This is a genomic window from Alteromonas sp. R7, assembly GCF_055755235.1.
This window is the reverse complement of the sequence record NZ_JBVTQX010000014.1, coordinates 31,803-57,788: the sequence shown is the minus strand read 5'-3', so window position 1 is coordinate 57,788 and position 25,986 is coordinate 31,803. Positions and strand designations below refer to the sequence as shown.

18 protein-coding genes are annotated in these 25,986 nt (G+C 44.9%); 11 read left to right on the top strand and 7 right to left on the bottom strand.

Annotated features, from left to right (window positions below; all coding sequences use genetic code 11):
* Positions 1-112 precede the first annotated feature (112 nt).
* The 3 genes from dnaK to AC0J2X_RS18475 form a co-directional block, all read right to left on the bottom strand.
* Positions 113-2,041, bottom strand: coding sequence for a molecular chaperone DnaK (gene dnaK, locus AC0J2X_RS18485; protein WP_014948972.1), 1,929 nt, complete (start codon positions 2,039-2,041; stop codon positions 113-115).
* A gap of 119 nt (positions 2,042-2,160) precedes the next feature.
* On the bottom strand, positions 2,161-2,784 hold the full coding sequence (gene grpE, locus AC0J2X_RS18480) for a nucleotide exchange factor GrpE (protein WP_014948971.1): 624 nt from the start codon (positions 2,782-2,784) through the stop codon (positions 2,161-2,163).
* Positions 2,785-2,996: 212 nt separating this feature from the next.
* Positions 2,997-3,902 (bottom strand): tetratricopeptide repeat protein, encoded by a 906-nt coding sequence (locus AC0J2X_RS18475; protein WP_049586796.1) that lies wholly within the window; start codon positions 3,900-3,902, stop codon positions 2,997-2,999.
* A 246-nt stretch (positions 3,903-4,148) separates the two neighbouring features.
* Between AC0J2X_RS18475 and AC0J2X_RS18470 the strand changes: the two genes are divergently transcribed.
* Positions 4,149-7,664: a hybrid sensor histidine kinase/response regulator gene (locus AC0J2X_RS18470; RefSeq protein ID WP_342317469.1), complete on the top strand. Its 3,516-nt coding sequence runs from the start codon at positions 4,149-4,151 to the stop codon at positions 7,662-7,664.
* An 81-nt stretch (positions 7,665-7,745) separates the two neighbouring features.
* Here AC0J2X_RS18470 and AC0J2X_RS18465 read toward each other — a convergent pair whose 3' ends face one another.
* The 3 genes from AC0J2X_RS18465 to AC0J2X_RS18455 all read right to left on the bottom strand — a co-directional run bounded on the left by AC0J2X_RS18465 (position 7,746) and on the right by AC0J2X_RS18455 (position 12,120).
* Positions 7,746-8,639, bottom strand: a complete 894-nt coding sequence (locus AC0J2X_RS18465; protein ID WP_014976113.1) for a retroviral-like aspartic protease family protein — start codon at positions 8,637-8,639, stop codon at positions 7,746-7,748.
* 189 nt (positions 8,640-8,828) lie between these two features.
* Positions 8,829-9,497, bottom strand: coding sequence for a response regulator transcription factor (locus AC0J2X_RS18460; protein ID WP_239218319.1), 669 nt, complete (start codon positions 9,495-9,497; stop codon positions 8,829-8,831).
* 244 nt (positions 9,498-9,741) lie between these two features.
* Positions 9,742-12,120, bottom strand: coding sequence for a TonB-dependent receptor (locus tag AC0J2X_RS18455; protein WP_338853361.1), 2,379 nt, complete (start codon positions 12,118-12,120; stop codon positions 9,742-9,744).
* 263 nt (positions 12,121-12,383) lie between these two features.
* Between AC0J2X_RS18455 and AC0J2X_RS18450 the strand changes: the two genes are divergently transcribed.
* The 4 genes from AC0J2X_RS18450 (at position 12,384) to AC0J2X_RS18435 (ending at position 17,032) form a co-directional block, all read left to right on the top strand.
* A complete protein-coding gene (locus tag AC0J2X_RS18450; protein ID WP_014976110.1) occupies positions 12,384-13,679 on the top strand; it encodes a GntP family permease in 1,296 nt (431 codons plus the stop codon).
* A 104-nt stretch (positions 13,680-13,783) separates the two neighbouring features.
* Positions 13,784-15,205 (top strand): E22 family MetX-like putative esterase, encoded by a 1,422-nt coding sequence (locus tag AC0J2X_RS18445; RefSeq protein ID WP_472996288.1) that lies wholly within the window; start codon positions 13,784-13,786, stop codon positions 15,203-15,205.
* Positions 15,202-16,272, top strand: a complete 1,071-nt coding sequence (locus AC0J2X_RS18440) for an extracellular catalytic domain type 2 short-chain-length polyhydroxyalkanoate depolymerase (RefSeq protein WP_472996287.1) — start codon at positions 15,202-15,204, stop codon at positions 16,270-16,272. The genes AC0J2X_RS18445 and AC0J2X_RS18440 overlap by 4 nt, the downstream gene beginning before the upstream one ends.
* Complete coding sequence (locus AC0J2X_RS18435) at positions 16,265-17,032, top strand: 3-hydroxybutyrate dehydrogenase (RefSeq protein ID WP_472996286.1); 768 nt, start codon at positions 16,265-16,267, stop codon at positions 17,030-17,032. The genes AC0J2X_RS18440 and AC0J2X_RS18435 overlap by 8 nt, the downstream gene beginning before the upstream one ends.
* 102 nt (positions 17,033-17,134) lie before the next feature.
* Here the strand turns inward: AC0J2X_RS18435 and AC0J2X_RS18430 are convergent, their stop codons facing one another.
* The gene (locus AC0J2X_RS18430) at positions 17,135-18,295 is read right to left on the bottom strand and encodes an iron-containing alcohol dehydrogenase (protein WP_472996285.1); all 1,161 of its coding nucleotides are present in this window, start codon (positions 18,293-18,295) and stop codon (positions 17,135-17,137) included.
* Between the two features lie 237 nt (positions 18,296-18,532).
* On the opposite strand from AC0J2X_RS18430, the gene AC0J2X_RS18425 reads away from it, so the two are divergent.
* The 6 genes from AC0J2X_RS18425 to tmpT all read left to right on the top strand — a co-directional run bounded on the left by AC0J2X_RS18425 (position 18,533) and on the right by tmpT (position 25,939).
* Positions 18,533-20,875 carry a fatty acid cis/trans isomerase gene (locus tag AC0J2X_RS18425; protein WP_472996296.1) on the top strand — a complete coding sequence of 781 codons (2,343 nt, stop codon included), beginning with the start codon at positions 18,533-18,535 and terminating at the stop codon, positions 20,873-20,875.
* A 90-nt stretch (positions 20,876-20,965) separates the two neighbouring features.
* Positions 20,966-21,841: an NAD(+) kinase gene (gene nadK, locus AC0J2X_RS18420; RefSeq protein ID WP_014948959.1), complete on the top strand. Its 876-nt coding sequence runs from the start codon at positions 20,966-20,968 to the stop codon at positions 21,839-21,841.
* Positions 21,842-22,100: 259 nt separating this feature from the next.
* Positions 22,101-22,610 carry a DNA starvation/stationary phase protection protein Dps gene (dps, locus tag AC0J2X_RS18415; protein ID WP_014976104.1) on the top strand — a complete coding sequence of 170 codons (510 nt, stop codon included), beginning with the start codon at positions 22,101-22,103 and terminating at the stop codon, positions 22,608-22,610.
* 402 nt (positions 22,611-23,012) lie between these two features.
* Complete coding sequence (gene recN, locus AC0J2X_RS18410) at positions 23,013-24,698, top strand: DNA repair protein RecN (protein WP_472996284.1); 1,686 nt, start codon at positions 23,013-23,015, stop codon at positions 24,696-24,698.
* A gap of 124 nt (positions 24,699-24,822) precedes the next feature.
* Positions 24,823-25,179: an outer membrane protein assembly factor BamE gene (locus AC0J2X_RS18405; RefSeq protein ID WP_012517879.1), complete on the top strand. Its 357-nt coding sequence runs from the start codon at positions 24,823-24,825 to the stop codon at positions 25,177-25,179.
* Positions 25,180-25,285: 106 nt separating this feature from the next.
* Positions 25,286-25,939 (top strand): thiopurine S-methyltransferase, encoded by a 654-nt coding sequence (tmpT, locus tag AC0J2X_RS18400; RefSeq protein WP_049586815.1) that lies wholly within the window; start codon positions 25,286-25,288, stop codon positions 25,937-25,939.
* Positions 25,940-25,986 lie beyond the last annotated feature (47 nt).

Here is a 25,986-nt window from a genome sequence, read left to right as displayed (position 1 = left end):
TTCAATAAAGCCAAGTCATTTACACAACAAAGGCGCAACAAGAAATTCCTGCTGCGCCTGAACTGCTTACACGGCCCGCTAACATGCTAGGTAACGGGCCTGACACAACAGTTTACTTCTTGTCGTCGTCTTTCACTTCTTCGAATTCAGCGTCAACAACGTCATCGTCTGCTTTACCAGAAGATGCTTGCTGCTCTGCACCTTCTGCGCCACCGGCTGCAGCTTGCTGAGCTTGCGCCGCTTCCATCAGCTTGCTAGATGCTTGGATAAGCTCTTGCGTTTTCGCCTCGATGTCCGCTTTGTCTTCGCCTTTAACTGCAGTTTCAAGTGCTGAAAGTGCTTCTTCGATTGGCGCTTTGTCTTCTGCACTTAGTGCATCGCCAACTTCTTCAAGCTGTTTACGTGTGGCGTGAACCATACCGTCAGCTTGGTTACGCGCTTGAATCAGCTCTTCAAACTTCTTATCAGACTCTTTATTCGCTTCCGCGTCAGCTACCATTTTTTCTACTTCTTCATCGCTTAGGCCTGAAGAGGCTTTGATAGTGATCTTCTGCTCTTTACCTGTGTCTTTGTCTTTCGCAGACACGTGTAGGATACCATCAGCATCAAGATCGAATGTTACTTCGATTTGCGGTACACCGCGTGCTGCTGGACGAATACCTTCTAGGTTGAACTGACCAAGAGACTTGTTGCCACTTGATTGCTTACGCTCACCCTGTAGTACGTGTACTGTTACCGCAGACTGGTTGTCTTCAGCAGTTGAGAACGTTTGCGACTTCTTCGTTGGAATTGTCGTGTTCTTCTCGATAAGCACAGTCATCACGCCACCCATAGTCTCGATACCTAGAGACAGAGGTGTAACGTCTAGAAGTAGTACGTCTTTAACGTCACCTGACAGTACGCCACCTTGAATTGCTGCGCCTACTGCAACTGCTTCGTCAGGGTTTACGTCTTTACGTGGCTCTTTGCCAAAGAATTCAGTCACGTACTTTTGTACTAGCGGCATACGAGTTTGACCACCAACTAGGATGATGTCGTTAATGTCGCCTACAGAAAGATCTGAATCAGCTAGTGCCTTCTTAAGCGGCTCAAGTGAATTCTTAACTAGGTCTTCAACCAAAGACTCAAGTTTTGCACGAGTAAGCTTAATAGCTAAGTGCTTAGGACCTGTTGCATCAGCAGTGATGTATGGCAGGTTAACTTCAGTCTGTTGTGAAGAAGAAAGCTCAATCTTCGCTTTTTCACCGGCTTCTTTAAGACGCTGCATAGCAAGCGGATCTTTACGAAGGTCGATACCTTGGTCTTTCTTAAATTCTTCAACTAGGTAGTTGATAACGCGGTTATCGAAGTCTTCACCACCAAGGTGAGTATCACCATTAGTTGCTAGTACTTCAAAGGTGTGTTCGCCGTCTACTTCATCGATTTCGATGATAGAGATATCGAACGTACCACCACCTAAGTCGTATACTGCAACAACGTTGTCGCCTTGCTTTTTGTCCATGCCGTAGGCAAGAGCAGCTGCAGTTGGCTCGTTGATAATACGCTTAACTTCAAGACCAGCAATGCGACCCGCGTCTTTAGTTGCTTGACGCTGAGAATCGTTGAAGTAAGCAGGAACAGTGATAACTGCGCCAGTAACTTCTTCACCAAGATAATCTTCAGCTGTCTTTTTCATTTTCTTAAGTACTTCAGCAGAAATCTGCGGAGGCGCCATTTTCTCGCCTTTCGCTTCTACCCACGCATCACCATTATCAGCACCTACAATTTTGAAAGGCATGATGTCGATGTCACGCTGTACTTCTTTATCTTGAAAGCGACGACCAATTAGACGCTTAATTGCGAATAATGTGTTAGTCGGGTTAGTTACCGCCTGACGCTTTGCAGACTGACCAACTAATGTTTCCCCATCGTTTGTGTAAGCGATGATTGAAGGGGTTGTACGATCGCCTTCCGCGTTTTCAATTACGCGAGGTTTGTCGCCGTCTAGAACTGCGACACATGAATTCGTTGTACCTAAATCGATACCAATGATTCTACCCATTTCGTGTCTCCGAAAAAGTTTCTTAATTCTGTACTTTTAGTGGGGTTATTCCCCAGCCTTTTCAATAGATGTCAGTAAAAAAACTGACATTTTTGTGTGTTTATCGCAAAAAGCGTGACTTACGCTTGCGTGTCCACACCACCACTTGGCGCACGCGATACCATAACCATGGCAGGGCGTAACAAGCGGCCGTTAATTTGATAACCTTTCTGCATAACCGCCATCACCGTATTTGGCTCGTGGTCTGCACTTTCTTGCATAGACATTGCCTGATGCAAGTCAGGGTTGAAGGTTTCGCCCTGCGGATCAATAAGGCTTAATCCAAATTTCTCAATAGTGCTTAAGAAAGTTTTGTGGGTCATTTCCACACCTTCTAAAAGCGGCTTAACCGCTTCATTGTCGCCATCGGTCATTTCGATAGCACGCTCTAGGTTATCGATAACCGGAAGCAACTCGCCAGCAAAGCGTTCAAGGGCAAATTTACGCGCCTTTTCTACTTCACCTTCAGCACGACGACGTGCGTTGTCAGCATCTGCACGCGCGCGAAGCACGCCATCTTGCTGCTCTTTGATTGTGGCTTGCGCCTCAGAAAGTGCCGTTTCTAGCTCGTAAATGCGTTGTGCATTTTCATCAAGCTCTACGCCTTCTGCTTGTGACGCTTCTACTTGCGCTTCTTCAGCATTTTGTACAGTTTGATCAACTGTATTTTCTTGTTCTGCCTGCACGTCGCGATTATCGCTCATGCCTACCTCCAAACGTTTTTCTTAATTAGGCATTGCCCAATAACGTTAAAATTATTGGGAATAAGTCTGTTGCGCTTAGTTATGGGGCTAGATTTAAGGTGATCAAGGGTATCCACATTATTTTTGTGGGTGATTTTAAAAAAATATAAAAAAAGCCAAACTTCAATACTAAGTTTGGCTTCCTAACGCTTTAATGAGTTTCTTTAATTTAGTTACCTAGTGGTACCAACTTGCCAAAATGTTGGCGTTCGTATTGAACCACTATCTAGGATAACACACTGAGGGTCACCTCTTTTGCAACCATTCCCTTTTATCCTGCTTCCCGTTTGCCCATGGTGCTTTCTGAGTTCACTTAGCATCAACCCGTGAACATCGCCCATATTGATACTAATTCCAGTCACCGTAATAGTTTCAATGCTGCTATCGAGACCAGCAGTAGACTTAGGGTTCTCATTATCCTGCGCTATAACTTTCTCTCCACTTAATTGTTGAAGTAGCTCTACCGAATTGGCGTATTTACCTGACGCTGGAAATGCTAATAGAGACTTCGCTTTCACCATATCCTTTTCCACAAACTCTCCATTGATATAAAGAACGGCTAATACATAGTTAGCGAGGTAGCTCATTCCTTCTTCAACTTCGGCTTCCAAAAATTCAACCGCAGTCGCTTTTTCTTCGTCGGTAGATTCATTATCAGAAAAGACGAGAACAGCATATTCCTCTGCCGTTCTATTAACGCCTTCATCTGCAGCAAATTTCATCAATCGCTTGGCTTCAGCCATATTCTTTTGTGTACCTATTCCCTGTGCAGCCATCCCCGCTGCTTGTCGGTAAGCTGGCAGGAAGCCCTGTTTGGCAGACTTATCAAAATAATAATAGGCATTTTCTAAATCTGTCTTTACCCCAGATTCAGGGTTCATAAAGATGTGACCAAGGGAGAAGCTGGTTTGTTCATGACCTCTGGACGCCAAAGCTCGAAGTGTATTCAGCTTAGCAAGTGAACAATCTTCGTCTGCGCATTCAGGTTGATTCGGAATAGCCCAAACAGATGCAGATATTATAGTTGAAATTAGTAGTGAGATTCGCAGAATACGTGTGCTTGCTGAGTTTTGTTTCATTAAATTCCCTTTTTATTATTTCGGTCATGGCTAAGACCGACTTATGTGTAAATCCTACTGCTCAAAAAGACGTCGCCTTGTATAAAAACCTATCACTTATCGTTCAAATTGCAAATAATTAACTCCGAAATATTGCTTGTGTACCAACAGAAGATACCTCGCATGTGAAAACTATGTTAATGTAAATCAACAATAAAACGCGCTTTCAATTGCGCTAATAAATGCGTTCAACTACACGGAATATCTATGCTAAGTATCTGGACGGTTGGCACTATTGTTGGTTGTTATCTCCTCGCGCTTTTCGCTTTAGCATTTTGGGGCGATAAGCGTTTACGTGACAACCGGCAACACCCAATATTGTACAGCCTTGGATTGGGCGTGCATTGTACATCTTGGGCATTTTTCGGCACTACCTCTCAAGCAGCACAATATGGCTGGGCAGTTATCCCTACTTATTTAGGGATTATGCTGACTATGGCATTTGCGTTTCCTGTGGTGCTTCATATAAGCAGACTGTGTCAACAACACAACATCAGCTCTTTAGCAGACCTCATCTCACTTAAATACCAGCACTCCCACTTGATTGCCGCGCTTATCACTTTACTGTGTTTTTTCGGTGTAGTGCCCTACATTGCCCTGCAGTTAGACGCCATTACGAAATCAATAAATTTGTTGACTGACGACGCGCATACAAGCACGCCATGGTTAAGTATCTACGTAGCTATCTTGCTCGCATTATTTGCCATTATCTTCGGTACCCGTACACTCAACTTGACCGACAAACACCCCGGTCTGCTACTTACTATAGCGTTTGAATCGGTTATAAAGCTTGTTGCCCTGTGCGCTGTAGGTGTTTTCGTTTGCTTCTACCTGTTTGATGGTGTGTTGGATTTGGTGTCTAACGCCGCTTCAAATGCCAGTGCTCGAGAAGTCATTTATGCTGATAGCGCACCCTGGGTTTATGTATCACATGTTGTTTTGGGCGTTTGCTCTATGTTCGTTTTGCCACGACAGTTTCATATGAACTTCGTTGAGCAGAACGGTGAGGGGGAGCTTAGAACAGCAAGGTGGCTATTTCCCCTCTATTTATTTGGCATGACCCTTTTTATTATTCCTATTGCACTTGCAGGAAAAATGCTGCTGCCAGTGGATACGAGCTCTGATGCGTATGTGCTTGCCCTACCTTTATATGCTGAAAATATCGCGCTGTCGTCATTTGCTTTCATAGGAGGTCTTTCTGCAACCACCAGCATGGTGATTGTTGCAACCTTGGCGCTGGGAATAATGATCTCGAACAATGTTGTTACGCCACTTTGGCTAAAAGCGCGACTAAAGACTTCGCCCAATCGTTCAATGCAGCCAAACAAAATACTGTCTATACGTCGTATTACCGTTGTGGTCGTACTTAGCATTGCGCTCTGGTATCACTTGAATATAAGTCAGGCTGCACCTCTGGTTAAAAGCGGGGTGATTGCTATTGCATTATTAGCACAGTGCATGCCTGCACTTATGTTTGGTCTTTACTGGCCGAAAAGCAACAAAGCTGCCGCTATTTGCGCCTTATTGGTAGGGTTCACATGTTGGGCAGCATTCCTCCTCTACCCAAGCTTACTGTCGAGTTATTATTTCAACCCAGCACCCACTGACCAAGCGCTTGGTTTGGGCTTTGCCTTTTCCTTATTGGCTAATTGCCTAACATTCGTTACGGTTGCATCGATTACATCAAGACGTGGCATGAAGCCAAATGATACGCTCCTCACAGATCACGACACACCTCGTTTACTGGTAAAAGTGAGGGACTTAATTGCACTCACCGAACGTGTGCTCGAAAGTGCCACGCACTCTCAACTGGTTAAGCAGCTATCAGTTGACGTCAATCGCGCCGCTAGCAGTGGTTATGCCAGTCAGGCGCTTATCGACAGGGTAAATAAGTTGCTTGCCGCACAAGTAGGAGCACCTAGTGCTCGTATATTACTGGGTGCCATCGCAGATACAGGCAGCGATAGCTTTCCAGAACTGGTTGACTGGGTAGAAGAAGCTTCTCAGTCATTTCAGTTTAACCACGAGGTACTTCAATCGTCAGTGCAAAACATTGAGCAAGGCATAAGTGTGCTTGATGACAAACTGCAGCTACTGGCGTGGAACGAACGTTACGTGGAGTTATTTGCCTACCCTAAAGGATTTCTAAAAGCGGGCATGCCCATTACCGATATACTTAGCTACAACGCAAACCGAGGGTTGTTTAGCCCCTCATCTATCGAAAAGCGCGTTAGCTACATGCTGGAAGGCACCCGTCATAAACATATTCGCAAACAGCCTGACGGAAAAGTGATTGAACTTAACGGCGCGCCGCTACCTGGTGGCGGCTACGTGACTACCTATAGCGATATCACTGAATACATAGCAATTCAAAAAGAATTAGAAAGTGCAAAAGAAGACTTGGAGGCAAGGGTTGCGCAGCGTACAGCAGAATTAGAAGAAGCCAAACAACACGCTGACAAAGCTAACGAGAGCAAAACCAAATTTCTTGCCGCGGCTGGGCACGATCTCATGCAACCTTTCAACGCCGCAACATTATTTGCCAGCATGCTCAGCAAAAAGACGCAAGGTAGTGAACTGGCCACACTATCTGAAGGCGTGGTGAATTCTTTGGACAATGCTCAGAGCTTACTTTCAATGCTACTTGATATGACGAAATTAGACGCTGGCGTACTTACCCCTCAAAAGACTGAATTTCCAGTCAGTGATATGTTGTCTTCATTGGTGCAGGAATTTAGTGTCATTGCAAAGCAAAAAGGTATTGAGCTCAGGTATGTACCGACCAGAGTTATGGTGTACTCGGACAAAGTGCTACTGCGACGGGTGCTTCAAAACTTGCTGTCCAACGCAGTCCGCTATACCGCAAAAGGCCGTATTTTGGTGGGCGTGAGACGCACAAGAGTCACAAATACCGAGCAGGTTATAAAGCTTTGTGTTTACGATACCGGACTAGGTATCGCCGACCACCAACAGCATGAAATATTTAGTGAATTCCACCAGCTAGAGAGCAACAACAAAGGCGAAGGAATTGGATTAGGCCTGACTATTGTAGATAAGATATGTCGACTACTCGGTCATGAAGTCGGGCTGACTTCATCGCCAAATAAAGGAAGCTGCTTCAGTGTGGCTGTATCTAGAGCATTTCAAAGCGAAGCCTCGATACCCACCGCGCACGTAAGTAACACTAACCATGTTGACTCTCCTTTTAATAACTCGGTATTAACGAAGAACTCAGCAAGTGCGCCAAATAATTCAGTAAGCGTTCAAAAAAGCGCATTAGACAGCCGTTCTCGCCCTGTCTCCTCGCACTCCCATCAAATGCCCTCTTTAGACTCAGCGAATAAAAACAACAATGCATTTTTAAAAGACACCCGTTTTCTACTTGTAGAAAATGACGAGCAAGTGGCAAATGCAATGTGTACCTTACTGAGAGATTGGGGAGGGAGTACAACATTGATAGCGGGCGGAGCAGAAGTGTCGAGTATTTCACAAGAACACTTTGATGTGCTCGTCGCCGATTATCACCTAAATTATGGCGAAACCGGTTTTGACGTTGCAGCGATTCTTTCTGAAAATAACGTGAGTTTTGCCTTAAAGATTTTAGTCACTGCCAATAGAAGTAACGATATAAGAGAAGAAGCGGCGGAGCAACAATTTAGCTACCTGCCAAAACCGTTAAAGCCTGCGGCACTTAAGCGACTGCTAAAGCAATCGCTTGTTTAATAGAGAACTCGTGATCGCATTTGTAGTACGGCAGTAGGTATTTCGCCTTCTTTTGATAGCAGGTTTGCATCAAGATGCGTTTTACTTTTGCGGTAACGCGATGTGAAGTTTCCCGTAACGATAATCAAGTGTTACAACGAAGTCTTTCAACAAATCATAGCCTATTAAGCCAACTACCCGCTTTCCACCTATCCGGCTACCCGTTCTTTCATACTGACTTTCTAAGTTTGTCTTTTGCCCTTCAGCAGGAAAGCTAACCTTAACGTCACTAATCTCGAATGGACCAAACTTCACGACATCAGACGTAGCGAACTCATTGACCCCAGAACTATTGGCACCAAATGACGTGCTTGCGCCTTCCACTTTTTCAAGCAACCCAACCTTGGACGCCGCTCGACGGTTAATCAAAATTGTACCGGCGTTACCAGTATCGACTAATAGCCACAACGCAACACCGTTAATTTCTACTTGCGCGATAGGCATTCCACTACCCTGTTGAGAGTTGGCTCGAACATTTGCCACCTCCCCCATATCTATCGAATCACGCGTCACCAGACGAATTTTTCTGTGGGGGTAGTCCAATTGAACGATGAAGTTATTGAAAAAACCTGCCCCCAGTAACATACCATTGGAGTGATGACCTAAGCTGGATTCGACAAGGGAATCCAGCTCGAAATCACTACCAAATATTTCAACGTTTACATTGTTGTAAGCGTTTCGCCTTTCAACGTCGTACACCCCTTTAACGGTCACGGGGCGCCCTTTATCAAGGTCTAAATTATGCTTCCCGATAAACGCGCGATTGATACTGTTTATTTGTGCTCCTGAATCCAGCATGACCCGAGATTCGATGCCTTCTATGGTAACAGGCAAAAAAACGTGACCGTTGTCTAGGGTGAAATCTGTCCATACTGTAACGGCACTAAACGCATTGAAAGAACTAAAAAGAAGGGAAAGTAAAATAAATCGCGTCATAAATATCCTTTTACGCCAGTAAACTAATCCTTTGAAATCTTACGCTAGCACATGAGCTGATTGAGATCGAATTAGCACGATGAACCGAACGTGCGAAAATCCCTAATCTAGTGGAAAGCATCTAATACATGTTAGTGCTTAAACGATATCAATATGATCATAGTCTTGAAGACGTCTTTCGCTTTCCGTTTAGCTTAAATGCATTGCATTTTTGAACGCGATACCGGCCTTGGTTCTGTTAATAACACCAAGCTTTCTCAATACTGCAGATACATGCTGTTTAACGGTGGACTCAGAAATGGCCAGTTCGTAAGCAATCTGCTTGTTAAGCAAGCCGTCTGATACCATTCGCAACACTTTAAGTTGGTGAGGGGTAAGTTGCTTTAATCGGTTTGTGAAATCATCTTGGCCAGAGTGGCCATTCGCATTCGATGCAGTGGCATTTGGCATCGTAGCTGATGCATTGTGAACTGAAGGCGGGATCCAAGTTTCACCGTCTAACACCGTGTTTACCGCGTCAATAATGCAATCGACCGAAGCTGATTTGGGTATAAAGCCGCTTGCGCCTAACGCAAACGATTTTGCCATAACATCAGGCTCTTCTTGTGCGGTAATAACAACAACAAGTACATCAGGATAGAGCGCATGTACCTCAGCAAGGCCATTTAACCCTTCATTGCCTGGCATAGTGAGATCTAAGAAAAGCAGATCGATGTCGTCATTTTCTTCAAGACTAGCGAGCGTATCGGGGAACGTGGAAGTTTCTACAAGTTCGATATGCTCCACACTAGCTAACGCATGGCACATCGCAGCCCTGAACAGAGGATGATCGTCAGCAATCAAGATTTTCACAGACATAATGCTATCAACTTGTAACTACCTTGTTAATCAACATACTATCACGCCGGTAAAAAAAGGTTAATCTTATTGGCGTATCTGTTATTGGTGCATCTGTTATTGAGTAAGGCTCCGCACCACGCCCTTCACTACTCGACATATCCGCCGGCCAACACAATCGAAAGAGGTCGAGCAAACGTCAGCACGCCTAAGCGCAATTGCCTAGGCGTGAAACGTGTTGCTGGTCTTCTTCAGAACATACCGTTTAGAATCGATAACCTACCGTAAGGTGAACTGTACGTGGGTCACCGTAATAACCGATAAGTGTCGTATCGCCACCAAGGCCCGGACCAAAGTTACCTTCATCGTCTTGCGTGACAAAGTCATAACCACCAACCAGATACTCTTCATCGGTCAGGTTTTTGACGTGTAGTCCAGCATACCAGTCGCCTTCAACGCTTTCCCAGCGCGCGCTTAAGTTCACCATACCATAGGCATCTTGTTGAATAAGATCGCTGGTTTCAAAGATAAGATAATCATCGCGATAGTAGTAGTTGGCGTTGAAAGTAATATCCCCGAAACTCGTTTCTAGTAGGTAGTTGGCATTAAGATTAAAGGTATTCTCTGGCGTACTTGCTAGACCAATCAACGGAGGGATTGCATTGTTTTTCTTAATCTCAAAGTCAATATAACCATAAGCAACGTCAAACTGAAGGTTATCCGTGGCTACCCACGTCATCTCCAACTCGGCGCCTTTTGCAGCCGTTTCTGCAGCATTGCGCAGTCGCTGGTCAAGGGCTGTTGGATCAGACAAATCTCCTTCTACACCAATATACTGACGATCTTTGTGGTCGTAAGAGAACAATGTGATATTCATACGAAGTGCGTCGGTTAAGTCACTCTTCACACCCACTTCGAAGCTGTCAACGACTTCTGGTTCAACACCAGGCTCATTAGTCTGAGCACGAGGGTTAAACGTGCCCGATTTGAAGCCTTGTGAATAGCTCGCGAAGAACATGGTATCGCGGTCCATTTGATACTCCACGCCCACTCGAGGGGTGAAGCGCGACCAACTCTCTACCGCTGGCGCATCTAACACGTCATCGCCATCGGTGTCTGTCCCAAGTACTTGAGGTACTAATTGTCCGTCGGGACGTACGTACCCATCAATCCAGTCGGTATAAGGATAAACATTGGCGAATACCAGACCGTTATTTACAAACGCGGTCTTTTCTTCATCGGTGTATCGGGCACCAAGCGAAAGCGATAGCTTATCGGTTACGTCATAGTTCATCTGCGCATAGGCAGCCCAGCTTTCTGAGTTGTTGCAGCCCGTCACTTCCCGCGTCAAGCCTGGGGCGCCAAGCGATTGACCTAACACACCTAAAATGGCATCAAAATTACCGCAACTCTCACCATCGTAAAAATAGAGCCCTGACACTAAGCTAAACGCGTTCCCGGTATAATTCGCTTGAATCTCGTGAGTATCATTACTGTCGTCATACTCTGCCGGTACATCAAAAATAGGCAGAGGCGTATTGTCAAAATCAATGTTGGTAGGTGAATAGCTCTCTCTATGCGAACCAATATATTTAAGCTCTAAATCATCATTCACTCTGTATCGTGCCAGCCAGTTATAGCCTTCTAACTCGACTTTATTCCATGTAGGTAAGCTGGTGTACGAATCGAAAACCGAATCAGGCACGGGCGCATCAGTTAATATACTTGGGATTAAACGGTAGCCGCCTTTCGCATTTGATGTGTCTTCGGTCTTATCCCACCCAATACGGAAAAACAAATCTTCACTCGGGTGAACTTCTAGCGTTACACGGGCTGCCCAGAGATCTTTGTTGTAGTTCTCTTTATCTTGATTGGGCAACGCGCTTACCAGATATTCGCCGAAGCCGTCGCGGTTTAAGTTGGCATAACCCACGCCTAGATACACCGTGTCTTCAATCAGCGGTATTTGACCTGTCACTTTGATATCACGCTGACTGTAACTACCTACCGTAGCTTCAACGTTCATCTGTGTATCGCCGGTCATTTCTTTCGTAACGTATTTAACCGCGCCACCAATAGTATTCTTTCCGTAAAGCGTCCCCTGCGGGCCACGTAACACCTCAATACGCTGTACGTCTAACAAATCAAGTACGGCCCCTTGTGGGCGAGCAATATAAACATCGTCAACATAAATACCCACGCCTGGTTCATAGCCCCAAAGCGGGTCTTGCTGACCCAATCCGCGAATAAATGCCGTCAAGGTGGAGTTGGTACCGCGACTGGTTTGTAGCGTAGTGTTGGGCGAAAACTGCTGCACTTCAGTCAGCACGCTAATCCCTTTCTCGCCAAGTTCAACCGCACCAATAGACGTGATAGCTACCGGCGTTTCCTGTAGCGACTCTACAGTTTTTCGCGCTGTCACCTCAATGCGTTCTAATTTTCCTTTTTGCGCTTCGGCATCGGCATCAGCTTGACTATCCTGAGCAAATACTGGCGCTGTGCTTAAAACGCTAGCCACCGCTAGGGCACAAAGGCTGCGAATGGGGAGCCTAACTGAATCGCCTTTGCGTTCTACTGTGCTAACAGAGGCTGAATGTGATTGGTAGGGTAAAACCAAGCCATTTGTGTGTATTGATTGAGACATAGTGAGTCCTTGTTGTTCTAAGTTCTGGTCACTGCCGGATGTATTGCCTACGGTCAAAATCACTTTAGTTAATTAATTGTTAATAGTATGTAGTACCATCGTACTATGGGATTTTGATAAAAGTAACGTCAAACTTTATGTCTGTTATGAACGCTTTTTATCTGATTTGTATACACTTTGTGGTTTTAAGTGTAAGCAAATCTTAAATCGACTTAACTGTTTCGGATCATCTGCGGTCACAGATTTTTTAAGGAATAATAACTATGTTAAGTATGATTGGCTTAGTAGGCGGTCTGTTGTTGCTTATTGTTTTGACAATACGCGGAATGAACCTCTTTATTGCCGCACCTTTGTGTGCGCTTGTAGTTGCCATTACCAATAATATCGGCGTCTTCACCGGCGACGTAAACTTCGTTCAAACCTATATGAGTGGTTTCTCTGGCTTTATCGCCTCTTGGTTTTTCATGTTTTTACTTGGTGCGTTATTCGGTAAATTCATGGAAGACACAGGCGCAGCAGATGCTGTTTCTCGCTGGATTATCACCAAAATTGGTTACAAGCGTGCCGTATTAGCTGTTGTGCTAGCTTGCGCTATTTTGACTTACGGTGGTGTAAGCGTGTTTGTGGTAGCGTTTTCTGTTTACCCTATGGCGGTGAGTTTGTTTAAAGATGCCAACCTACCCCGTCGCTTCATACCTGCTGCCATGGCATTCGGGTCGGTAACATTTACGATGACCTCCGCGGGCTCGCCAGAAATCCAAAACTGGATCCCTATAAAGTATTTGGGCACCTCCCCTTTTGCCGCGTGGGAAGTTAGCCTTGTCGTCGCCATATTCATGGCATGCTTCGGGTACTGGTGGCTTGCTAAGATGATCAGAAAAGCCGTTAATAACGGCGAGGTGTTTGAAGCCAGAGCAAGCGACCCTGAAGTGCGAGACAGAGCGCTACCCCACCCGCTTACCGGAATTGTGCCGTTAGTCGTGGTGTTAGTCATTTCGTTTCTATTTCATGAAGAACTCGCTCAGCTCGCGCTTATTCTGGCGTTAGGCGGCGGCGTACTGTGTTTGCTGGCTATTAACTACAAACATTTTCACAGTTTACCGGTTGCCATAAATGCGGGTACCACCGGCGCATTGATCGCCATAGGTAACACCGCCGCTGTTGTAGGTTTTGGTTCAATAGCAAAAAACACCGAAGCGTTTCAAACAACAGTAGCGCTTATGACTCAAATTCCTGGTAACGAGCTTATTGGCGCGGCCATTGCCGTAAGCGTGATTGCAGGGTTAACAGGAAGTGCATCTGGCGGACAAGCCATTGCCTTGCCCTTGGTGGCTCCGCATTATCTTGACCAAGGCGTAGAGCCAGAGCAGCTACATAGAATTGTGTCTATATCATCAGGCGCATTAGATTCGTTACCTCACAATGGCTATGTGGTTACTACCATACGCGCCATTTGTAACGAAACCCATCAGGCTGCTTACTGGGCGGTTGGTGCGCTAACTGTTGTGGTGCCAGTCATTGGCCTTGCCATGGCCATTGGCCTGTTTAGCATTATGTAGCATTAGTCAAAGCCAACGATATGGCCTAAGGCCGCACGATATATAAGTCACTTTAGCAAAACATTGCCATCTAAAAATGCGGCCAGAGAAAGGGATAAGAAAGTATGAATTGGAAAAAGACGCTAGCTTCCACGTTAGTATGGAGAAAGAGCAAAGGCATCAATAAGCTATTGAAACAGCTCAGCTCACAACGAGTGCAGAAACAGTTAGCATTAGCAAATTTGTTTGAGGTGTATTTAGTTAAAAAGCAGCGCTCCTTGGTGGGGTTATTTGCCACACTAATGTTGACGGTACATTGCCAGGGCATTGCTGGCGAATCCGACGATGCATCGCCATTGCTCAGTTCTTCAAAAGCACCTACTTCTGAGCCCGTTTCTTCCTTGCCAAGCGCTTCGCTGATGGTAGAAAAACGCGTTTTTGAAATGCCTCATTTCACAACCTTTGGTGGTAAACAAATTAAAAACGTAAAAGTTGGCTGGGAGGCGTACGGAACACTAAATGATGCTAAGAGTAACGTTATACTGATTACCCACTATTTTTCTGGATCTTCTCATGCCGCTGGAAAGTACGATGAAAACGATCCAGCGCCAGGCTACTGGGATAGTATTATCGGCCCCGGCAAGGCGATTGATACAGACCGCTTTTATGTAATAAGCGTTGATACGCTGGCCAATCTAAATGCTTACGACCCTCACGTTATTACAACCGGTCCTACGTCAATAAATCCAGATACAGGCAAACCCTATGGCTTAGACTTTCCCGTCGTGACAATACGTGATTTTGTCAATGTTCAAAAAGCACTTCTCGAAAGTTTAGGTATTAGCAAACTGTATGCGGTTATTGGGCCTTCTATGGGCTCTATGCAGGCTATCGATTGGGCGAGCGCTTACCCAGACTGGGTTGAACGTATGATTTCAGTTATCGGCGCAGGTCAAAGCGATGCATGGACTACCGCGGCATTGGAACACTGGGCAACGCCAATCACTCTAGATAAAAACTGGAACAACGGCACTTATTCCAAAGAGCAAGCGCCTCTTAATGGCTTAGCTGCCTCGCTCATGTTAATTACGCAAAATGCCCTTACCCCTTCTTTTTTCAACCAAACCGGCAACACGTTAGGGTATAAAAATGTTGAGTCGGCGCCGCTTAATGACATACGTCAATCACACAGTATTGTGAACTGGCTGCGTGAGCGAGCAAAGACCCGGGCAAAATCCATGGACGCAAACCACCTTTTATATTTGGTTCGAGCTTGCCAGCTCTTCGTTGCTGGACATCAAGGTAATCTTGAGCAAGGGCTGGCGTCGATAAAGGCGAAAACGCTGTTTATTCCAGCTCAAACTGATTTGCTTCTTATGCCCTACTTATCGCAAAGTGCACACCAAGGTTTAACTGCAATGAATAACGACAGCACATTGGTTACGCTAAATGGCAAATTAGGTCATTTAGAAGGCGTGACGAATGTATCCGCTCAGGCTCAGGCTATTCGCCAATTTTTAGAAAATGATAAGGCAGCAATGCAATGATGAAATCTACCCCCTTTTTACGCCACGCGCTTTGTCTGTCTGTATTAAGCGCACTTGCCGTTAGTGTACCGGTATACGGTAACGAGTCATCTGCGCAAGACGCGCTCCCTTCACTCACCATTGATTTAAATAACGTTACCGTATCTGGCTTATCGTCAGGCGGTTACATGGCAACACAATTTCAGTTAGCACACAGCGACTGGGTAAAAGGCGTTGGCGTTATTGCTGGTGGCCCGTACTTCTGTGCACAAGGTGATATAACCACTGCCCTGGCACAGTGCGTGAACAAGGTAGAGGGAGAAATTAACCTTGAAGCGCTGAATGAAAAAGCCAAACAGTATGAAACTGAAGGAAAAATTGCGTCGCTTTCCAATATGAAAGACACAAAAGTCTGGCTTTTTCACGGTACGCAAGACACCAGAGTGATTGCACCAGTGAGCGATTTATTATTTGAGCAATACAAATTGTGGACAGACACACAAAATATTGCCTATATCAATGACAAACCGATGGCTCACCTTTTTCCCACCAAAAACAATGGGGTTAACTGCATGAAATCAGAGAGCCCCTTCATTGGAAACTGCGATTACGATGCAGCAGGTGCCATGCTCTCTCATCTTGTTGAAGATGTTTCGACACCCGACGAGTCACTGTCAGGGCAAATTCATTCAATTGATCAGCAAAAAATAGCGGGTGGCGATGCCAAAACATTAGCAAGCGAAGGTTTTGTGTATGTGCCTGAAAGCTGTGCACAAGGCGAGCCGTGCAGAGCCCATATTAGTTTCCACGGCTGTAACCAGTATGCCGATGCCGTAGGCGATGCCTACACTACACAAACAGGGCTGAATGAATGGGCTGATGACAACCATATTGTTGTGCTTTATCCGCAAACTAAGAAGTCGTTATTCATGCCGTTAAATCCACAAGGCTGTTGGGATTGGTGGGGCTATGCCTCTGGCGATTACGCCAACAGGAACGGCGCACAAATAAACGCAGTAAAACAGCTGCTGTTTTCATTAAATAGTGCACCTTCACTAAATAAATCCAACGGAAGTAACAATGACTAAGCGCACAATATTTATCACGGGTGGAGCAAGCGGCATTGGCTTTGGCATTGCTGAGTCAATGATGAAACAAGGGCACCATGTGATCATCGCCGACATAAACGAACAGGCAGCAAAAGAGGCTGTGACTCGACTTGCGCATTTAGACGGATCGGCCAGCGCAGTAGCGGTAGACGTATGCGATGCAGAACAAGTCGCAGCGCTACCTGAGGTACTAGGGAAACATACCGTTGATGTGCTTATAAACAATGCCGGTATTCAGCACGTTTCGCGCATCGAGGACTTCCCTGCAGATAAGTGGCAGCAGCTTATAAATATTATGCTTGTTGGCCCTGCTCTTTTAACCCAAGCGTTTTTACCTGCCATGCGTAAGCAAAATTACGGGCGCATTATCAATGTAGGATCTATTCACTCGTTGGTAGCCTCGCCCTATAAGTCTGCTTATGTAGCGGCGAAGCATGGGCTCTTGGGTTTTGCAAAAACCATCGCCCTTGAAACGAGTGACTGTGATGTGACTATCAATACCCTTTGCCCTGCCTATGTGAAAACACCATTGGTGGAGAAACAAATTGCAGCACAGGCAAAAGAAAATAACCTTACCGAGGAAGAGGTAATAACAAAAATAATGTTAGAGCCCATGCCTAAAAAGCAATTTGTTAGCGTTGACGAACTTGCAGATACCGCAAGCTTCTTAATGTCGCCCAGTGCTCGCAATATCACAGGGCAAACCATGGTGCTTGATGGGGGCTGGACGGCTCGATAACCCTCAAGCTTTTTAACGCTTAGCTTTTAAAGAATATTTCTTTTCACATAAAAAAGACTGCAATGAGCAGTCTTTTTTTCGTTTAATGTTTTCGCAAAAGCGTTATTCCCAAAGAGATACGTAGATGGCAACCATTTCTTCAATGGTAGGGATGCGTGGATTATTGCCGGGAGAACCTGATGCCAGAGCTTGTTTTGCCATTGTTGACGTCGCTGCAAAAAATGCCTCTTTATCAATACCGAAGTCGGCAGGCGTAGGTACCTGCAAATCTGCATTGAGCGCTTTTAGTTCGTTGATAAGCTTTTGATTCGCCACCTCATCAGAGTCACTTTGCGTAGCAACACCCATGGCGCGAGCACATTGTGCATAACGCACTGATGCACTTGGAATAGAAAAGGCGGTAACCGCGGGCAACAACATGGCATTCGACAATCCGTGAGGCACATGGAACGCTGCACCGATAGGCCGGCTCATTCCATGAACAAGGGCCACTGAAGCATTTGAAAAGGCAATGCCCGCGAGCGTTGAGCCCAGCATCATTGATTCTCTCGCCGTTTCATTTGTTGGGTCTGCAAATACAGTGCGTAGATTAGGCGCAATTAACGCCATGGCTGATAACGCCTGTGCATCACTGTAAAGATTAGCTTTGCGGCTAACAAACGCTTCAATAGCGTGAGTAAGCGCATCAATGCCTGTATCGGCTGTCACGCGGACAGGCAAACTTTGCGTTAATGAATAATCGATTAAGGCTGCCGTTGGCATAAACCCTAAACCAACACACAACATTTTTTCTGTGGTATCTTCGTCGGTGATAATGGTAAATCGCGTTGCTTCTGAGCCCGTTCCCGCTGTTGTGGGAATAGCAATGATCGGCAGCCCCGCTTCATCTACAACCCGCGGGAATTTGTAGTCTCGCATTTCGCCACCGTACTTACCCAAAATAGCGATGGCTTTTGCGCTATCGATGGGGCTTCCACCACCTAAAGCAATGATGCTGTCATAAGCGTGGGTTTTGAATGCATCCACACCGCGATAAATAGACCTCACCGTGGGCTCTGGCACCGTATCTGAAAATACATCGGCGCTTATTCCTGCCTCCTCCAGCACTTGCACTATGGCAGCACTATATCCCAACTCGACCATAACTTTATCGGTAACCAGTAAAGGTTTATGGCAGTTGAGTCCTTTTAGCGTTTCAGCAACCCGCTGACTCGCCCCTTTCCCTATGTGCATCACTCTTGGCAGAATAATTTGATGAGACATGTTTCCCTCGCTGCGAATTCTTTTCATCAGCATACCTAGTACAACGCCCAAAGCAATGACAATGTAAAAATAATGTTACCGCCCCACTACCTCTCCAGCTTTCCTCCAAATACATACAAATGCGTGGTTGTTTCCATTGCCAAGCGTTAATGGTTAATTATTAACATCACCGTACGTGAAATGAGTGATAAACTGATTAGAACTTTTCTGTGGACTACGATTATGAAGAAACTCGGTATGATTTCGTTGCTTATAGCAATTATCGCTATAGCGATATGGCAATGGCCGAAACCTGACGCTCCTTTACTTTCATCAAACAACGTCATGCCCGCCATGGAAAATTTGCCCGACAATTTCTTTGACACACAAGTAAACCCAGTACTAACGCAGCGCTGTGTTGTCTGCCACGCCTGTTACGATGCGCCATGCCAACTAAAGATGTCATCTCCAGAGGGTATAGCCAGAGGTGCTAACAAAGAAAAAGTCTATGAAGGGACACGACTCACCGCTGCCCAACCCAATAGAATGTTTCTCGACGCCCACAACGTAGACGCATGGCGAGAGCGTGGCTTTTTCGACGTGCTCGAATCGAAAGAAAAACCTAACGCTTCGCCGACCCAATCTTCGGTGCTAGCGCAAATGCTTTTACTAAAAAAACAGCACCCTTTGCCCAACACCGCTCATTTAGGTGACAATTTCGATATAAGCTTAAATCGACAAAACCAATGCCCAACAATAGATGAAATGGGCGGGTACATAGCAGGCCAGCCCCTGGGAGGCATGCCCTACGCACTGCCAGCCCTGTCGGATGCAGAGCACACTACACTCATTCAGTGGTTAAACCATGGTGCGCCGTTACCTTTACCCAAAGCGCTCTCACAAGAACTGAATGAGAACATAACTGATTTGGAAGTGTGGCTTAATGGGGATAGCAACAAGATGCAGCTTTCCGCACGCTATATTTACGAACACTTGTTTACGTCTCACCTCTATTTCGAAGATATTTCAGAAAAAGGTAAAACGCCTCAGTTTTTTAATCTAGTGCGCTCGCGTACACCACCCGGACAAGCGTTAGATATTATTGCTACTCGCAGACCCTTCGACGATCCGGAGGTCGAGCGCGTTTACTATCGTCTACAGCCAGTGCATTCAACTATTGTGAGTAAAACACATCAAGCGTACGCCATTAATAAAACACTGATGGATAAATGGCAATCGTGGTTTGTCGACGCAGAATTTTCTGTAGAAACATTGCCATCATACAAACCCCAAGTGGCGGCCAACCCATTAACGGCCTTTACCTTATTGCCAGTAGAAAGTCGTTATCGATTTATGCTTGAGCGCGCGCAAAACACCATTATGGGTTATATCAAAGGTCCCGTGTGCAGAGGACAAGTCGCGCTTAACGTCATTAACGATCGATTCTGGGTGTTCTTTGTCGACCCAGACATTGCAGCATCTGAAAAAGTAAATGCTTTTTACGCTTCTCAAAAAGAAAACCTTCACCTTCCCGCTGAAAAGGATAGCTCAGCCCTTGCGGTAAACTGGGTTAAATACGCAAAGCGCCAAGGCGAATATATGCGTGCAAGAACCACCTTTTTGAACAATGAATTCAAAAATGAAGAGCATTTGAGTGTGTCGAGTATATGGGATGGCGACGGCGATAATACTAATGCTAGCTTAACCGTATTTCGTCACTTCGATAATGCCACAGTTGTTAAAGGGATGGTTGGCCAGCCAACTAAAACTGCATGGGTGATTGACTATGCCTTATTAGAGCGAATTCACTATTTACTCGTGGCGGGCTTCGACGTTTACGGCAACTATGGTCACCAACTAATGACCCGTTTGTATATGGATTTCTTGCGCATGGAAGGTGAATCGAACTTCCTTAATCTACTTCCTCCAACTACCCGCCATGACCTTCTTGACGATTGGTATCAAAACGCGAGCCCTGAACTTACCGATTATTTGGAAGGCGATATCAACAGTTTCGAACAACCTTCTGGCATAGCGTTCGAAACAGATAATCCTCAACAAGAACTTTATCAATTGTTATCGCAATACTTGGCTAAGGTTCAACCGAACGCCTCAACCTACAATAAACGTTTGCTATCAGCTGAACAGCTCGAAGCATTAGAGCGCTTAGATTCACTTCCTGCTCAACAAGCGACGTTGATGCCTGAAACTACCATGATTGTGATTCAAGACGACAAAAACCCAGACAACATTGATGTATTCACTGCCCTTAGAAATAGCGCGCATTACAATGTAAATAGCCTATTTGAAGAAGAGGAAAACCGGGAGCCTTCTAAAGATTCAATCACGCTAGTTCATGGTTTGTTAGGCAGTTACCCTGACGCATTCTGGTATATCAATGCCTCAGAGATAACGTCTTCGATTGAGAAGCTTAAATCCATTAAAAGCGAAGCCGATTACAAAGCCCTGCTCGACGATGTTGGCATGCGCCGAACCAACCCTAACTTTTGGGCGTTTAGTGATAAATTAATGCAATGGTCTAGCGAGCGCTATCCTATTGAAGGCGGTCTTCTCGACTATAATCGGCTAGAAGATCGCTAAACCTTGCGCTGTGTGCCGTTTAACGCTTTTCTTTTGCAAAAAACCTGTGCTAATGTCCAACCATTGGAAATGAAAGGACATTAGCATTCCATGCCCTATCAAACCGTTGCTTTAATTGGAAAACCTCAGCACGCTGCAACCCACGACAGCCTGAACATTCTTGCCGAATATTTATTGGCAAAAGGCTGTAAATTATTGGTTGAGGAAAGTATTGCTGAAGAACTTGAAACCGAAAACTTCAAAAGCTGTAACCTTGTCACTATTGGCAAAGAGGCTGACCTTGCCGTTGTGGTAGGTGGTGACGGCAGCATGCTTGGTGCAGCACGTGTGCTCGCTCGCTTTGACATTCACGTTGTCGGTGTAAACCGCGGAAATCTCGGCTTTTTAACTGATATCCACCCCGATGATATTGTTCAACAACTTGACCTTATCTTTAACGGTGAATGCGTAGTAGAAGAGCGCTTCTTACTTGAAGTAGAAGTTTATCGACACGAAAAGCTTAAAAGTAACAACTCTGCTGTAAACGAAGTGGTACTTCACCACGGAAAAGTTGCCCATATGATGGAATTTGAAATTTACATCGATGAGCAATTTGTATTCAGTCAGCGCAGCGACGGATTAATAGTAGCCACACCTACAGGTTCAACGGCTTACTCTTTATCAGCGGGCGGCCCTATTATTATGCCCAAACTAGATGCACTTACGTTGGTACCCATGTTTCCTCACACACTTAGCAGCCGTCCAATCGTTGTTGATGCTGACAGTCAGGTATCGATGAAAGTATCAAAGGTTAATAGTGACTCGCTACAAGTGAGTTGCGATAGCCATATTGTCCTGCCGGTGCTACCTGGCGATGAAATTCGAATAAACAAAAGCGTAGACAAACTCCATCTTGTTCACCCTAAGGGCTACAGCTACTTCAATGTACTTCGTAAAAAGTTAGGTTGGGGTAGTAAGCTTTACTAACCTCCCTGCTCCATTTAGTTGATTCCATGTGCATTTATTACATAAGCCTGTAGCATTTTCTTGATTGCTACAGGCTTGAAAAATAAAGATTTTTTAATCTTCTCTAATTTCCTTAACGAAAACCAAGACTTATAGAAATATAAGTTTTCGGCATACCTGTTGCACCTATTACAACAAGTCGTCAGCACAAGGTCTTTGTTATTTGGCCTAAATGATGTTTCGCATCCCGCTGACTTATTTGCATTCAATAGGAGATATCATGAGTAACACCAATATCAAATTTACAGCCCCTGGAATGGATAACGATGCAGCTGCCAAAACAATCAAGGTATTGGATCAGCGATTGGTTGCACTATTAGATTTACAGTTAACGTTGAAGCACATTCATTGGAATGTAGTAGGACCAAATTTTATCGGTGTGCATGAAATGTTGGACCCGCAGGTAGATGCGGTACGCGAAATGACCGACACAATTGCAGAGCGAATTGCCACGTTAGGTGGCGTACCTAAAGGTACACCGAAAGCCATTGTTGAAGGTCGCAGCTGGAACGATTATGAGTTGGGTAAAGGTTTAGTACTTGACCACCTTAAGGCGCTGGATGCCGTATATGACGGTGTAAATGGTGACCATAGAAAAGCGTTAGAGCTTTTAGGTGAAATTGACCCAGTATCGGAAGATATGATCACCGGCCAACTTGCAGATTTAGAACAGTTCCAGTGGTTTGTGCGCGCGCACATTGAGTCTGGCAGCGGTGAACTTCAGCAATAATGTATAATTGCTGGTAAACCACATAGTCATTCGGACTACCTGCTATTTAATTGAAATTGAATTTTAAGGAGAGCTTACGCTCTCCTTTTTGCTATCAGGTTCTCTACTGCGTTGTGGAATTGTTTACCGCTTGCTTTTGAGTTATTCAGCTACTTAGCATTGAGCTAATTTACTACTGTATAACCACTGTAACGAACGCATCTAGCGCAGCCTATTATTAATGGGTTACTCATAACCACTCCTTTTTAAACGCTCTATAAACTATTGATTTATTTAAACTTTTAACAATCCACTTTAATTTTTAAGTAAAATATTTACGACTTAACTTTACACGGAAAAAATACTGTATATATTATCAGTTACTGTATATATCATCATGTTCAACTTTTTTCGAGTGTGGTTATGTTAGCGCATCTTTCTATTTCAAATTTTGCTGTTGTAAAACAATTATCGGTTCAACTGGAAAACGGGTTGACTGCTATAACCGGCGAAACCGGTGCTGGTAAATCCATCGCCATTGATGCTTTAAGTTTGTGCTTAGGCGAGCGCGCCGACGCAAATGCGGTGCGAAAAGGCAGCGCAAAAGCGGAGATCATTGCTCACTTTTCTCTAAACGGCAATGTATTAGCTAAAGCCTTCCTCGATGAACATGAGCTCACCTCAGATGAAGATGAGAATAGCTGCTTTATTCGCAGAGTTATTTCAAAGGAAGGCCGTTCAAAAGCTTTTATCAACGGTATTCCCGCCTCACTTCAGCAGTTAAAAGGCTTAGGCCAGTTTTTGTTGGCCATTCACGGTCAAAATACTCACCTACAGTTGCTGAAAGAAGACCATCAAAGGGAATTAGTCGATGGTTACGCTAAGCACAACGACATATTAGTGCAGGTTAGAGAAACCTACTCTCTTTGGCGTGATAAGCAGCGCACGTTAAAGGCGCTTCAAGAACAAGCCCAGCAGCGCGAAGACAGAATTCAGCTGTTAACTTATCAGGTTCAAGAACTTGATGAATTCGCCATTGAAGAGGGTGAATTTGAAGAGTTAGAAATAGAGCACAAACGCCTGAGTAACGGGCAAAGCCTTTTAGAGCAAGCACAGACTAGCGTATACAATTTATATGAAAGCGATGAAGGCAACGCACTGTCAGTTATACAAAGCAGTATTGAACGTTTAGGCGAATTAGAGGCGCACGACGCTAGTTTAACGCCAATCATTGCAATGCTTAATGATGCAGCAATTCAAGTAGAAGAAGCGGCAGGAGAGCTACGTAGCTACTGCGATCACTTAGAGATCGATCCACTTCGCTTACAGCAAGTTGAGGCGCGCTATGCGAAGGCGATGGAACTTGCCCGTAAACATACTGTGATGCCAGAGGGACTTTATCAGCATCACCAAGAGCTAGCCTCCGAATTCAATGCTTTATCGGAACAGGAAACACTGTTAGGTACGCTTGAAGGCGAAGTAGAAGAAGCACGAGCAACGTATTTAACCGCGACCAAAGCGCTTTCTGAGAGCAGACAACGTGCTGCTGGTAAGCTAAGCGAAGATATTGAAGTGCAAATTCGCCAAATGAATATGCCCCACGCAAAAGTGGATATTCAGATTCAATACGACGAACTTAAGAAGCCGGTGAGCACAGGTCTAGATACCGTAGAATTTAAAGTGTCTACCAACCCTGGTCAAGATGCAGACAAATTAGAAAAAGTCGTATCAGGTGGTGAACTTTCTCGTATAGGACTGGCTATTCAGGTTATCGCGAGCGGCCATCACGCTACCCCTACTATGATTTTCGATGAAGTCGATACGGGCATTAGCGGCCCAACAGCATCAATCGTTGGCGGGCTTTTACGTAAATTAGGTAAACAATCGCAAGTAATGTGTGTTACCCATCTACCTCAAGTAGCGGCACAGGCACATAATCAATTGTTTGTTACCAAGCTTACCGACGGGGAAAGTACTGAAACCCAGATGTTGGCGTTGACGAAGCAAGACAGGATCGATGAGCTTGCAAGACTATTAGCCGGTGATAAAGTAACCAAATCGGCGCTAGCGAATGCAAAAGAACTGCTTAAAAGCGCAGCATCGAACTAAAATGCAGTTGATTGGTCATAGTTGTCAATGTAGCATGCCTTCGCGCTTGCAATAAAACAGTCTCGAAATTCGCTTTAGCGAAGTTCATTGACACTAACAAAGGCAATACTGGACAAATTAACGCATGAAGTTGCAACACCTATTAGTAATTCTTGGTATCACACTAACATCAACCGCTTGCTCGAACTGGATTTATCGAATCGACGTTCCTCAAGGGAACTTCCTTGATCAAAGAGATGTGGAAAAGCTGCGCGTTGGAATGACAAAAGAACAAGTTATTTATGTACTAGGTAACCCTGTTGTTCAAGACTCATTCGACGATGACACTTGGTACTACGTTTACGATATGAAGCGCGGTATGAAAAAGCGTGGTGAAGATTTTCAAAAGCAAATGGTGATTAACTTTGTAGACAACAAAGTGACAACGGTTGAAGGTGACTTCGAGTTATCTGAAGACTTCAATACACCGCTTGATAACTAATTTTGTTTAAAAGGTAGCGTTTCTCGCTACCTTTTTTTGTTTCTAATACCCTTCATAAAAACGTCTGTTTTTTTAGAGATATATCGCTTACTTACTTGAGGTTTATATGGAACATAGTTTTTGGCACAGTAAATGGCAAAAGAACGAGATTGGATTTCACGAACCTGAAGGGAATGCACTTCTGGTAAAGTATGCGTCTTTTCTGTTTGGCGACGATAGTCCTAGCACATCTTTAAAGCGCATTTTTGTACCACTATGTGGAAAGACCCGAGATATTGGTTGGTTACTCTCCAAGGGTTGTGAAGTGGTTGGTGCTGAGCTAAGCGAAGTGGCTATTATACAGCTGTTTGAAGAGCTAGGTGTAGAGCCTACTGTTACCACTACTTCCAACGGTAAAATTTACGCTAAAGACGGTTTAACCATTTACGTAGGTGATATCTTTAAACTTACATCAAGCGACTTAGGTGACGTTACGGGCATTTATGATAGAGCCGCTTTAGTCGCGCTGCCTAGCCCGCTTCGCGAGCAATATGCTGCGCATTTAATGGCCATTACTCAATGCGCCCCCCAGCTAATCATTTCTTTCGAGTATGACCAGAATGAAATGGCCGGCCCTCCCTTTAGCGTAAACGAAAAAACCGTCGACGCTCTTTATTCAGCGGACTACAACATTCAAAGGTTAGAGCGCTCGGTGCTTGAAGGCGGTTTGAAAGGCAAAGTAGACGCTGATAATTTGGTATTTGCACTAACGGCGAAGTAGACTTTTTTAAGACTTGTTGCCAATAGAAAGCGTTGAAATGGTTGCTT